General features: G+C 36.2%; 9 protein-coding genes. 5 read left to right on the forward strand and 4 right to left on the reverse strand.

Annotated features, from left to right (window positions below):
* Positions 1-2 precede the first annotated feature (2 nt).
* The 3 genes from IPH52_05570 to IPH52_05580 are packed head-to-tail and all read right to left on the reverse strand — an operon-like array spanning position 3 to position 3,293.
* Positions 3-1,361, reverse strand: coding sequence for a class I SAM-dependent methyltransferase (locus IPH52_05570; GenBank protein MBK7054510.1), 1,359 nt, complete (start codon positions 1,359-1,361; stop codon positions 3-5).
* Positions 1,267-2,040: a DUF1365 domain-containing protein gene (locus IPH52_05575; GenBank protein ID MBK7054511.1), complete on the reverse strand. Its 774-nt coding sequence runs from the start codon at positions 2,038-2,040 to the stop codon at positions 1,267-1,269. Before IPH52_05575 ends, IPH52_05570 begins: the two co-directional genes overlap by 95 nt.
* Positions 2,040-3,293 (reverse strand): NAD(P)-binding protein, encoded by a 1,254-nt coding sequence (locus tag IPH52_05580; protein MBK7054512.1) that lies wholly within the window; start codon positions 3,291-3,293, stop codon positions 2,040-2,042. Before IPH52_05580 ends, IPH52_05575 begins: the two co-directional genes overlap by 1 nt.
* Before the next feature lie 82 nt (positions 3,294-3,375).
* Here IPH52_05580 and IPH52_05585 point away from each other — a divergent pair, with 82 nt between their 5' ends.
* On the forward strand, positions 3,376-6,858 hold the full coding sequence (locus IPH52_05585; GenBank protein MBK7054513.1) for a UvrD-helicase domain-containing protein: 3,483 nt from the start codon (positions 3,376-3,378) through the stop codon (positions 6,856-6,858).
* Between the two features lies 1 nt (position 6,859).
* Positions 6,860-8,581: an AAA family ATPase gene (locus IPH52_05590; protein MBK7054514.1), complete on the forward strand. Its 1,722-nt coding sequence runs from the start codon at positions 6,860-6,862 to the stop codon at positions 8,579-8,581.
* A gap of 175 nt (positions 8,582-8,756) precedes the next feature.
* On the opposite strand, the gene IPH52_05595 is transcribed toward IPH52_05590, so the two are convergent.
* Positions 8,757-10,487, reverse strand: coding sequence for a patatin-like phospholipase family protein (locus IPH52_05595; protein ID MBK7054515.1), 1,731 nt, complete (start codon positions 10,485-10,487; stop codon positions 8,757-8,759).
* A 134-nt stretch (positions 10,488-10,621) separates the two neighbouring features.
* On the opposite strand from IPH52_05595, the gene IPH52_05600 reads away from it, so the two are divergent.
* The 3 genes from IPH52_05600 to IPH52_05610 all read left to right on the forward strand — a co-directional run bounded on the left by IPH52_05600 (position 10,622) and on the right by IPH52_05610 (position 13,608).
* Positions 10,622-11,827: a PilZ domain-containing protein gene (locus tag IPH52_05600; GenBank protein MBK7054516.1), complete on the forward strand. Its 1,206-nt coding sequence runs from the start codon at positions 10,622-10,624 to the stop codon at positions 11,825-11,827.
* Positions 11,828-12,052: 225 nt separating this feature from the next.
* Complete coding sequence (locus IPH52_05605; GenBank protein MBK7054517.1) at positions 12,053-12,208, forward strand: hypothetical protein; 156 nt, start codon at positions 12,053-12,055, stop codon at positions 12,206-12,208.
* Positions 12,196-13,608 carry a UTP--glucose-1-phosphate uridylyltransferase gene (locus tag IPH52_05610; GenBank protein ID MBK7054518.1) on the forward strand — a complete coding sequence of 471 codons (1,413 nt, stop codon included), beginning with the start codon at positions 12,196-12,198 and terminating at the stop codon, positions 13,606-13,608. The genes IPH52_05605 and IPH52_05610 overlap by 13 nt, the downstream gene beginning before the upstream one ends.
* Positions 13,609-13,788: the final 180 nt, after the last annotated feature.

Raw genomic sequence — 13,788 nt, forward strand, 5'->3', positions numbered from 1 at the left:
TCCTAGATAGTTGTATTATTCGGTCTTGTGTAAATGGCTTGCACGACAGAAATATTTCTCATTTTAAAAGCAGCGTTGCAATAGGAAAGATAATATCTCCATGTGCGAATAAATTTTTCTCCAAACCCGAACTCACGCACTTTTCCTATGTTTTTATCAAACTGATCTAGCCAAAGTTTTAGCGTTTTCGCGTAATTTAACCCTAAGTCTTCTAAGTTAAAAAGGAATAGATTGCTCGTTCGATTGATTGCCTCGTTTAATCTACCTACCGAAGGAAGAAGAGAACCGGGGAAAATATATTTTTGAATGAAGTCAATTCCAGTTCTAAACTCATCATAGCGAGAATCCGGGCAGGTAATCACCTGTAGCCCCATGACGCCATCTTTTTTTAATACCTCATTACATTTAGCAAAATAGGTTTCAAAGTATTTGTGTCCCACTGCTTCTAACATCTCAATCGAAACGATTCGATCATACGAGCCTGTAACATGACGATAGTCGCAAAGTTTGATTTCAATTTTATCCGAGAGACCTTTTTTCTCAATTAATTCTTTTGCGTATTTATACTGTTCATCTGAAATTGTAATCGTAGTAATTTTACAACCATACTTAGCAGCGGCATATGTGCTGAATCCGCCCCACCCACTTCCAATTTCAAGTAGGTGATGAGAACTATCTAGCTTAATCTTTTGGCAGAGTGCATCATACTTTTGAATCTGCGCCTCTTCTAAACTTTCCTGATTCGATTTGAAATACGCAGAGGAATAAGTCATTGTGGAATCTAAAAACAATTTGTAAAAATCGTTTCCTAAATCATAATGATCTACTATATTTTTCTTACTTCCTGTGACAGTATTAGCTCTTCTGTTGTGGTAAAGACGATTGAAGAAGTTAAACAACTTTAGCCGTCGACTGCTTTTTTTTGCACCGGACAAATTGGGACTATCCTCAACATTTAGAATAAACCAGGAGATTACTTCGGAAATATTTTCTGTTTCCCAGTCACCTTCTAAATAACTTTCTGCAAATCCGATATCACCAAAGTGAACTGTCTTCTTATAGAAATTATACGATTTCACATGAATATGTGCGCTGTTAAATGCCTGGTATTCCTTAGACGTATCACCGTAGAGAATAGAAGTTCCATCTGGATCAAAAATTTTCATTGAGCCCAATTTCATTTTTGAAAGTGCTTTTGCGAAAAGTTTCTTATAGATGCGAGTATGTAAACCAACGGATAATTCCGATTTGCTCTCGATTTCATTTTCAACTGTTTTTTCCAAGATAGACTCCTTTTTGTAAATCTGGGTTTTCCATTTTTTTAATGAATGGGATTTTCTTAAAATATAAAAGCATTGCATGCCAGTGAATTAGAAAAATTACTCTTAAAGTCAAAAGAGGATATTTTAAAAATAGAAATAGCATATTCCAATCAGTAAGCTCTTTTCTTTTGCCAAGGTAAGCGGATAAGAATACTTTGTCTCCATTTTGGTAATCGTCGATGTGGATGTTTAATTTCTCATCGGGAGGATTTAACCTAAATTCAAATTCAGTGTCTAGTTCAAAAAAAGGAGATACATAGAAATGCTTAATTGTTTTCAGATAGAAACGATATTCGCCCTGTGAATTCGTAGCTACAAATGGTTTCATCTCGCCGAATGTGTTGTGCACTTCGATAAGAGCGCATACTGCTGTGTTATCCTTATCATACAAAAAATAAAAGCAAACCGGGTTGAAGGTATATCCAAGTATTCTAAGATGGCTCACTAGAACCACTTTTGTAATCTCCGCATTACAGCCATTTTCTTTTGCATAAGAAATGATTCCGTTTTTAAAACCATTGTCTCCGTATTCGAAGTGATCCTTTGGATAATAAGAAAATAAATTCCATTTTTGATTTCCAAAGAAGAAATATTTTTTATCTAAATTTTCTAGATCATCCAAATCGAGTGCAAATGTAAAGAGTCCATAAGAAAATGCGTGCTTTTTAGGCAAAAGGCGATTATGCACTACTTTACATTCGAATAAGGATGAGTTAATTACCATACATCCTTTCCTAGCAATGTCCGTGCCAGATTGATTCCTGATGTAAGCGCGTCTTCGTGAAACCCATATTTGAAATAACTCCCACAATAATTAATAAGAGAACCTTCATTGAGAGAAGGAAGTTTTTCCTGCGCTTCGATTGCATTGACACTGAATACTGGATGCTCATATTCAATCTTGCGAACGATTTTTTGTGGATTGACTTTTCCAGGATCATTGATGGAAAGAAAATAATTTTGCGTTTCCGAAACTCCCTGTAAAGAATTCATCCAGTAAATTACAGAAGGTTCGCCGTTATTTTCGACTCGATAATTCCAAGAAGACCAAGCTAACTTTTTGTGCGGCATAACAGTGTCATCCGTATGAAGAGTAGCCAAGTTGTGTTGATAGCGAAAGTTTTGAAGTAAGCTCTTTTCTTCTTTAGTAGGATTTTCTAAAAGAGAAAGAGCTGTATCGGCATGACAGGCAAACACGAGTTTGTCGTAATAGTCGTAGGTTCCGTCTTGCAAAATCAATTTTACACGATTGGCTTCTCGAATTACTTTCTTGGCTCCATTCTTCAGATGAAATTTATCCTTAAAAGGTTCAATGAGTTTTCTGGCATACGTTCTTGAACCATTTATAACTGTTCTCCATTGGTGTTGCGTATTTAATCCTAAGAATCCATGATTGTAAAAAAAACGCACGAGAGTAACTGCTGGAAAGTCGAGCATTTCTTTTTCTTCGGTAGACCAAACTGCTGAACTCATCGGAATAATGTAGCGATATAAAATATCTGTCCCCATATTTTTTTCTAGAACGTATTCTTTGAGAGTATAATTTTTATACTTTGGATCATCCAGGATGGCGATAGATTCCGAATTGAAGCGATTGATTTGATAAAGTAGTCGCAGATAACGAATATTGAAAAGATTGCTTCTTTGCGCAAAAAGACCATTAACCCCTGAACCACAAAACTCTAATCTGCTAGGCAAATGTTGCACACTAAAAGACATAGAGGACTTTTTTGTTTCTACAGAAAGTTCTTTGAATAAGCGGGTTAAATTAGGATAATTTACTTCATTGTAGACGATAAATCCAGTATCCACCGGATGAAGCTTATGACGCTCTGCCACCTCAACAGTGTTTGTGTGACCGCCAATATAATCATTCTTATCGAAATAGCTAATGTCAAATTCCTTGTGAATGAAATGACCAAGCCCCATTCCTGCAATCCCTGTTCCAATAATAGCAATTCTTTTCAACATGTCCTCTTTGTAGGTTTAGACTCTACTTATTTTACCATTTCCTAATATGAATTATTTTTAGAAGAAAAAAACGTTTGAGTTTATGTTAAACGATAGAATCTTTGTGAAGTGGATAGTAAAAAAATTGAGTAGTAGCAAAGAATACAGATTCGATGAGCAAAAAAACAACCACGTCGTCATCGAAGCCTCGGCGGGAACTGGAAAAACTTACACGATCGAGCATATGATTCCCCAATTCATTGAAGGCGGAGTCTCGATAGAAAAAGTTGCAGTTCTTACCTTCACAGAAAAAGCCGCCGCCGAATTACAAGACCGAATTCGCAAAGAACTCATTCGCTCCATCGAAATTCCAAACCTAGCCCAAGAAAAAAAAGACCAATTGGAAGAAGCTTTAGAGCTTTTGCCAAATGCCAACATTGGAACGATTCATCATTTTTGTAGATCTATTTTAAAAAAACATTCTCTTGTTCTCGGGTTATCTGCTAAGTTCGGAGAAATCCGAAATGTGTCTGAGGAAATTGAAACCTATTTTAAAAAATTCTGGTGGAAAATCGAAAAAGACGATTCCGAGGAGTTAATCGCTCTTTTGCGAAAAGTTGATTTTCCAAAATTCAAATCCATTCTAGTGGAGCTAACAGCAAAAACCGGTGGCAATAAAATCAAGCTCCTCGATAAGTCAGATGGTGAACGCTTAAAAAAAGATCTATCTTATTTGATGACTTTGCTGGATAATGCGAATTTGCCGACAAAAAAAACTGCTTATAGTAATAAGCTTCAAGCTTTTCAAGCTAAAACCTTTACAAGCGATAATGAAATATTCCTCGAATTAAAACTGGCTTGTTTAACAAAAGATATAAAGTCCAAGAAGTTAAGACTTACTGACGACGTGAGAGAATTTTTAATTAAAGCATGCTCAGTTTCCGAACGGGAATTAGTTACTCTAATTGAACGTATAATCGAGGCATTAGAAAAAAACTCTTCAGTTGAACTCTTTAATCCAATTTTCACTTATGCAAATGAACTGATAGAAGATTTTGAAAAATTTTTATTTTCACAAGATACAGTTACTGTCGATGGATTGATTTTACTTACTCGAAAACTTCTAATAAATTTTCCCGAAGTAAAAAAACAAATTCAAAACAGTGTAGATTATTTAATTCTAGATGAATGCCAGGATACAAATCCAATTCAGATTGATCTAGTGACAGAACTCTTTTCCGGTCTTTCCAAAGGAATTATTTTGGTGGGTGACCCCAAGCAATCCATTTACCGATTTAGAGATGCCGACTTACGCTCATATGCCGCTGCAGTCAATAGATTAGTGGGCAAGCAAGATCTAAGATTAGACATATCTTTTAGAAGTTCTACGCGTCTAGTGGAAGTGCTTAATCGTATTTTCCCTCAGTTTGAGAATTTATCCAAAATTTATAGCCCCGTAAATCCAAGTCGAACGAATGAACCTAAAACAAAACCTCCTCTCATCCTTCTTGGGCTAGATGAGAACAATCAACCATTGACTCAAACGGATACGGGCGACGATTTTGGTGCAGACAGTTTACGCGATGCTTCCATAAAAGAAATCATTAAGACTATTCATACGATAACGGATAATGACGAATATCTGATACTAGAAAAAGAAACCAAAGAGTATCGGAGAATTAAATATTCCGATATAGCAATTCTTGCCTACACCAAAGATAACTTAAATCTACTGCTTCGAGAATTTTCCAAGAATGCAATTTCAGCCAATATATACAAGAGCACTTTGTTTTATAGCCATAAGATTGTGCAGGCTATTTCTCATTTGCTCCATGCGGTAGAAAATCCAAATGATTCCGCATCACTTTATAAGACACTCGCTTCGGATTTATTTTTAATTTCGGAAAGCGTTTTATATGAACTATCTGAGGCAGGAGAACTTTCGTATTTGTTTGATTCAAAGTTTTCAGAAATCAATACAATCTACGAATCCCTTCGCAAAGCTCACGAGAACCGTTATACGAAAGACATCGCTTATACTCTGCATGAAATATTACGCGAAAATCAAATTCTAGAAGTTCTTTCGATTGGATTTGACGGAAAGAGAAACCTAGCTAATATTTATCATCTGTCTGAAATGCTCAGCTATACTCAACTAACAGAAAATTTAAGCTTCGGGGAAATCGTGCGTAACCTCAAACGGAATGTAGAGAATTCTGTTGACCAAGAAATGAAATTAGACAGTGATAAGAAGGATGATTCGTTTAATTCCGTTCAGTTGATGACAATGCATGTGTCAAAGGGATTAGAATTTCCTGTTTGCATTTTGTTCAATTTGGCGGGAGGGAAAAGTCAAAATAAAAAGACTCTGTATATCGGGGATAGTTTACTAAGGCAATCTCCCTTGTCGGTAGATATGAAACTTACGTTAGGCGAATTAGGCGATGTCAAGACACCTGAATTTGAGGAATTAAAAAGCAAGGACGACGAGGAACTTCTTCAAGAAAAAGATCGACTACTCTATGTTGCCTTTACCCGCGCGAGGGATTATCTTGTTTTGCCGCTTCATTCGATGCCTAAAAAAAATTCTTCTGGTTCTTTGCGAGCGTTAATCGAAAAAGCTTTCTCTCCTGATAATATTAAAAAATATATCAATGAAAACCTAGCTGAAAATTTCATAAATGCAAAGCGTCCGAAAGCAAAGAAAGAGATTTCAACCGTGAAAGAAAAAAAACCTACATCTATTCAGTTTGAACCAATTCAAATGACTCATATATCTCCTGCTGAAATGTATAGCAAGGCAGGAATCAAAGTTCAATCTTACTCTTCGATTGCAAGACACCTAGAGCCTGAAGAAGAATTTGTAAAAGAAAAAACAAGCAGTGAAAAAAAAGTCGCACCGGAAAATGCCGATAATGCGCCATTTACCATTAGCTCTGACAAAAGGGGAACGACTTTCGGACTTCTCTGTCACGCTGTGATGGAAAATTTCGATCTACAGATTTTGTCAGATGAAAAAATGATAGAATCTGAAGTAAAGCGAATGGTTAATGCATATTATCCAACAACGGGGCTCAATGAAATTGTTGATTATACTAGCAAAGACGCGATTGAATTTTGTTATTCTACTCTTACAAAATCCTATCCAATGAATGCGGCAAAGACAGAATTTGCTAAGATTCAAGACTGGAAATACTTAACGCGAGAAAAATCATTCTTTTATAAATTGCAATCGAGTAAGATTGATTTTCTAGTTGGAATTGGGGATGGAATGTTTTATTGGAATGACAAATACTATCTACTCGATTGGAAGACAAATTTAATTAAACCAAACGAAGAGGAAACGATAGACGCTATCCTGGAGAAAAAAGTAAAAGACTCTTACTTCTATCAATACATGATCTATAGCATGAATCTAATTGATAATATTACTCCGAAGAAAGAAAACAAAAAAGAGTATTGGGAGAAAAAGTTTGGGGGAATGCTCTTTGTTTTTATGAGAGTAAAAGAGGATAAGCAAGGTTCGCTTCTAGTCAAACCAACTTACGAAGAAATTTTAGCATTCAAAAAGGATTTGGAGAAATAATATGAGCTCTGGAATTATACCGGGAGTAATTCGCGGGCTGGGAAGAGCTAGAATCAAATTTGATCTTGCTTATAAGAATAGAAAAATTGGGAAAGCCAACGCAAAGAAATTTCTATTCCTCGAAAAATTAAATTTAAAAGACAAAGAATTTTCTAGGTCAGCTCTCTTTAAAACATTAAAGCATTTTTCTGATCCAGAAATAGATGAAGTTCTTTTTTGGACTGTGTTAAAGTTAATCAATGCAGAAGAAGTCGGCGGTCTATGTGTTCCCAAAGCAGATTTAATCAAATTCATCTTAGAAAAAAATCCAAGCCTTGAAATAGAAAAGTCCTGGGCGAATTATTTTGCTGCCAATAGAGACAATTCGCTCTTATTCGAAGAAGAGGAAATGATTTACCTTACCTACCTCTATCACACAGAAGTCGCTGTCTGTGACCATCTACTAGAATTCTTCGATTTTAAGTTCAAGGAAAAATTCAAAGTATATAAAGATAAAAATCTTTCCGAAGAGCAAGTAACGATTGTAAATAGTATTTTTCAAAACTCAATTTCTTTTTTATCGGGTGGTCCGGGAACGGGGAAAACAACGATTATCCAGGCGATCTTACGATCTGGAATTGAAAATGGAATTACCCCTGAGTCGATTGCGATTCTTGCGCCGACAGGGAAAGCGGCAAAGCGTTTACGTGAAAGTTGTCAATCTCTACTCACTAAAGAGCAGTCTCTACAAGCGCCAAGCACGATTCATCGTTTTCTGGGCTACAACCCATCTAGTGGCAAATATAAGTTTAACGCAGAGAATCCGATTCAAAAAAAGCTGATTATCATAGATGAATCCTCTATGATTGACATATTTATTTTGAAGGCTCTGCTCGAAGCTTTTCCCAATGCGGATAAGGACAAACGGATTATTTTTGTAGGAGATCCAGATCAACTTCTCTCTGTGAACTCTGGCTCTGTGTTTTCCGATTTTATCTTGCTGAATAAAAATGTTTTTAAACTCACCCAATCTTTTAGGCAAACTAGCGAAGGCGAAGAAATTAAATCTCTAGCCAAAGAAATCCAAAGTTTGAATTCAGAGGATAATCTAGGTTTACTTCTGAAGAACATTTCAATCCGAAAAGAATTGACTCAAATCAGTTCCGGCGTAAGTTTCTTTGAAACAAGTAAGGACGAGGACACTGTCAATCTTGCCCTTCTCTGGTATAAACAAATTGCAAATCTTGGAGATTCGAGTCAAATCCTTACTCCTTACAACGAAACAAAGATAGGAGTAAAGAACCTAAACCCGTTTTTGGAAACGGAAATCGCGAAGACTCCTTCGGCTAATTATAAATTGCCGGTCATTGTAAATAGTAATCTATACAGTATGGAATTATTCAACGGAGAAACTGGATACTTAGTAGAGGCTAATGGCTCTTATTCTTTTCTGTCTACAGAAAAAAAACCTGTTCCAATTCCTGGTTCCTATCGACAATACTTTGATTCTGCCTATGCCATCACAATTCACAAAAGCCAGGGCTCTGAATACGAGCATGTATGTATATTAATTCCCGCTGAAATGGAAAATCCAGATTCTCTTTTGAATGTTCGAATCCTATACACTGGCATTACTCGCGCAAAAAAATCGGTCACTCTCATTGGCTCGCTAGCCCTCTTCCAAAAAGCACTCATCAACAGAGGAGAAGAAAGACATTCTAGAATAGGCGCTAGATTGAGCTAATGAATACCGATTAGAAATTTAGCTCAATGTCATCCTGAGCCTGCCCTGAGTTTATCGAAGGGTCGAAGGATACTATTTATATTTAGTATGGATTCGACAGGCTCACCATGACATTTTTAATTTAATAACAACTCTATTGATTTAAAACTTATATTTGTTATCGTTGGTAATTTCTTTAAATACTCTTAAATGCCAGGTTTCGAATTTCTTTTATATTTTCCTCGCATACCTTTTCGCCTAACGCAATGAATTCCTTTGCGCGATAGAATTCATACCAGGAAGAATTCGGTAGTATTGGGCTCATATAAACGTCCGAACTTTGGAATGAATACTTGCAAAGTCTATATTGAAGCGAATAAAAACTATTGATGAAAATATCCATAAGAGATTGATCCTTCTTATTGGACTTTACAACGTCTTCGGGGGAAGGCATGGCATTAACGGCGATTATCCGCTGAATTCCTTCAATGGTAAGCGCACTCACCGGCAAAGGATTTACTACCCCGCCATCGACAAATACTCCCTTGTCGGTAATCAAAGGATTAAATAGTCCTGGAATTGCAGTGCTTGCCATAACAGCATCGACTACTGACCCTTCTTTTGAAACAATTTCTTCTCTTGTATTGATATCGCAGGTAATTGTTCTTAGCTCTATGGGCAAGTCGTTAAATGTCTTGTGATCTAAAAATCCTTCTAGAAATTTACGGATATTATTTCCTGTAATCAGACCTTTGGAGGGCATCATAGAAAAATCAAATAGTTTAAACATATTAAAAAGAGAATCGAACTCCTCTGTCGCTTTCTCTATATTAGCCGCACTAACCCCACTAGCCCAGAGAGCACCTACGAGGGAACCAATACTTGTTCCAGAAACCATATCCACTGTAATGCCTTCTCTTTCTAATACTTTGAGAACACCTATCTGAGATAGTCCAAAAGCGGCTCCTCCTCCGAGAGCAATGCCTAAGCGCATACCTGTTATTTTGCGCGCAATTTTTCGAGTCAAAGTATTTAGCTCAGAACTTTTAACTGGCTCTTTTAAAACTATATTGGTTAAGAAGTTTGCATCATTTGTTTTATCTAGATTATGTTGTTCTAAGAAATCTTTTGGGTCTTTAACCTCTTTTTCTGTGATCAGATAGCAATGATCTGATTCTTTTAGCAATGCTTCGCATAACTCTTGTTTATCTTCAGGCAAATCTAAAATGATAAAATGATACGAATACATATATTTACGATACTGCTCTATAATTTCACTTATATCATCGAATTCGTAATTTTTAATTTTAGAGACAGAGCGTATGAGCATTTCTTTTTTTTTGTTAAATCTTAATACGATGGATTTTTTAGAAGTCTGATCAATGATATGCTCCGAAAGTTCCAACGAAAATTGTGCACCAAGATGTGGATTTGTTTTGCAATAAACAGCGATTACATTTGACTCAATGATTTTGCGGTTAAGTTCATCCGGGGTTGCCTTAACGCGTCGTGTTAGAACACGACTGATTACAACTCCGAGGGAAGGAATTTTTGCGATGATATCATTGAAGTCATCCGGTGAAATTAGAAAAAGTCTTACATCGCCTAACGCAACTGCAGAAAAAGTATGAGGTTTATTTCCCATGAGAGAAACAATGCCAAGAAAATCTCCTTTACGCATTACCTCTACCGACATCTGTTTTTCTTCTTCTCCAATTTTTATCGTTTTCTGTAACTCAATACTTCCATTGATGATAATATAAAAATATTCACAGGTATGTCCTTGTTGATACAGAAACTCATGTCGTTTAATGTCTTTTATGACAGCTTTCTCTGCGATGTAGCTTTTTTCAGAATCAGATAGACTATAAAGAACAGGTAAAGAGGAGAGGAGGTAATATTTTCCAAGTGTTTTTAAATCAGCCATACTTACAGATTAGAAAAGATTCCTAAATCAGCAAGGAAGAATATTGGTAAGCAGTAGAAAAAAATTTGTTTTAAAAATACCTTCCTAAGTAGATGGTGGAAATAGGGCAAAAAAAAAATTTTGCGCAAAGAATTATGGAAATAAAAGAAATCACAGATCCGGCTACCATTTTTAAAATGACTGAAACTCTTTTTAAACAATTCCCTGTTTACATAATTGTAGATGGAAAGCCTAAGCAAGTCAAAGTCATTGCAATGAAGAATTTAGGCGTGCTCATCCAATCTCCGGATAACAACCCGAATCCTACAGAGCGATTTTTGCTACTCACTAATGCAGGAAATCTTTTGCGCTTCACGTTTAAAGTCAATACAAAAGACCCAAGAGGAATTGAACTTCTTAATCCAGTCTCACTCATAATCAAGCCGGCAACACGAACTACCAATCGTTATCAAGCTTCTAAAGCTCCAATTTACATTACAAATGTAATCAGTCAAGCAATGGTTCCGCATGATCTATCGGATGACGCAATGAAAGTAGAAAGTTTTATGAAGCCCTATATTCAAAAACTCAAAGCTAAATTTACAGAGGTAGAATTTTTTGTGCATGAGAGGATGGATACTAGAGCGCGTATGTTGGTAGATACCGGCAAACATATATTTGTCCCTGATACTAAATCTCCGGAAAGTGTGACGGATGAATTTATCCCTTTTAGTGAGCATGTTCATTTGATGCGACAGGGCAAAGGGTTGAGCAAATTCATGTCCGAAATCTGCGTGCCTTTAAAATATAGAAATATAGTTGTCTATGGATATTTGCAAATCTTAAATTTAGAAAAGACTGATTTGAATGACTACAAATTAGTTCTCTTAGCTGCTGAAAAATTCTGTAAAGAAATTGAAGAAGCAGATATTTTCAATGAGTCCAGATTAAAATCAGCCATTCTTGATATCAGTGGAAGTGGTTTTAGTTTTTCTCATCCTCAATCAAAGCATTTTGGTAAATTGTTTTCTATCGGCGGGACGATTCTTTTTGATATGTATGAAGAAGACAAGAGCCTTGGAACATTTAGAGCCGTTGTGCGTAATATTAAGCCTCTAGAAAAACTTTTTCGCATTGGATGTCAATTCTTCCATATGGCAGATGAGCATACGATAGTGGATGACTTAATGAAGAAATTTTTTCCTAGTAGTCTTGAGCCAGAAAGTCCTGTTGGTAGCGAAAGTCAGCCTAAGATTAAAACGGATGCTGTTCCAACTACTACAGATGAACCAGTAGAGGCTAAGATAGATAATCCGGAAGCTCCAGAGGATTCAGAAAAGCCTGAACCCTCTAAAGAATAATCTAAATTAAACCCCTTTTTACTTTGGGTCTGCCTTTGCAAATGAAATCATTTCCTATAAGAAAATTGATGATACATTTAAAAAAACATGGGATGATACCTACCCGATTGAATTTAAAAAGATTGTAAAAAAAGATTTACTTGGCAAGGGAATTATGGTTGTAAAAAATAAGCAAAAACAATTGGAATATATGTATTCTTTCCAGTTTTTATTCCTAGGGTCAGTATGGTCGATGGAGTGAAAACAGAAAGCGAAGAAGGCAAAGACATTATTGTAAAATTAATTCACAATCCAAGTGATGACGAAAAACCATATCGAATAGAGCTTGGAGAATTTTCAGAAAAATATTATCAAGGGAATGTAGTAAAATGGATCAAATGAAACACGAAATATTAATTACAGAGAAAATGAAAAAAGAAGGTTTGAGTGAATTACTCATTCAAGACTTTCTTACAAAAGTAGAAAAAGTCAGAACGGGAGAAACGGGTAAGGTCAAATGGGAAACGATAGGCGACTTAGATCCCGATAAAGATGAAATTGATTTGGAAGTCCTCCGAAAGAAATATACAATCAAAAAAGAAACTCTTTCGAAGCTAGTCGTGATTAAACTCAACGGTGGACTTGGAACTTCTATGGGACTAGAAAAAGCTAAGTCTCTGATTCCAATCAAAGATGGAATGTCTTTTTTAAAAATCGTAGCAAGCCAAGTTACATTCATGAGAAAAAAATATGGTGTCGAGATTCCACTGATTCTAATGAATTCTTATAACACAGAAACAGACTCACTAGAAGAACTAAAAAATGCTGGATTCACACAAAAAATTACAACTACCTTTTTACAAAATAAAGTTCCAAGACTTATTCAAGCAGACTTAACACCGATTACCCTCACGGACAAAAAAGAAGAATGGTGTCCGCCGGGGCATGGCGATATTTACCTCTCACTCAAAGAGACAGGCATTTTAGATAAGCTCATAAGCGATGGATTTGAATACGCATTTATTTCGAATGGAGACAATCTAGGTGCAACGATTGAACCTGCGATCTTAGAATACTTAGTAGATGCAGGATTAGAATTTGCGATGGAGATGACTCCTAAGACACTCGCCGATACAAAAGGTGGGGCAATTTACCGTAAGCTCATAGATGGTAAGTTTGTAGGATTAGAACTTTTAGAAACAGCGCAAGTCCCAAAAGAAAACGAACCAGAATTCTCCGGAATGGGAAAATTTAGAACTTTCTCTACGAACAATCTATGGGTAAACTTACGCGCATTAGCCTCACTCATAGAAAAGAAGCCTCCTTCCCTCTCACTCATTGTAAATCCAAAAGTAGTAGACGGCAAAGATGTATTACAACTAGAAACCGCAATGGGTTCCGCAATTGGAAGTTTCCACAAAACAAAAGGAATAATCATCCCAAGAGACCGTTTCGCACCTGTAAAAAAATGCGAAGACTATCTCATTCGCCGCTCCGATGCATATATATTAAATGAAGATTTTTCTCTCACGATGAATCCAGTTCGAAAACAAGCGGGCTTAAGTGAAAACCTTGTTAGCCTCGATGACAAGTATTACAAAAAAATCAAGTCCTTCGAAAAACTATTTAAAGTCTATCCATCTCTCGTTCTCTGCAATTCTCTCAAAGTAGAAGGTGAAGTCGAATTCGACACCCACTTAGTTCTAAAAGGGGATGTAGTGATTAAAAACACCACCGGCGAGTTACGCAAAGTATCCGCTATCGGGAAATCGGAATTGAAGGATGAAACGGTGAATATTTAAAGATTACCACGAATAGGGTTTTGTTTATTTTGAATTCTTAATTTTGAATGAGAAGTGAAAAAGAGCCGGTCACTAGTAACAGCGAGTGATTCCGATTATAATATGAAAGCATTGTAGCTAATTTATAATCGGAATCGTATCGAACGTGACGCTAATTGTTAGAGCAAATGTCTGAACTGT

Source organism: Leptospiraceae bacterium, from assembly GCA_016708435.1.
In the GTDB taxonomy this organism is placed as follows: Bacteria; Spirochaetota; Leptospiria; order Leptospirales; family Leptospiraceae; genus UBA2033.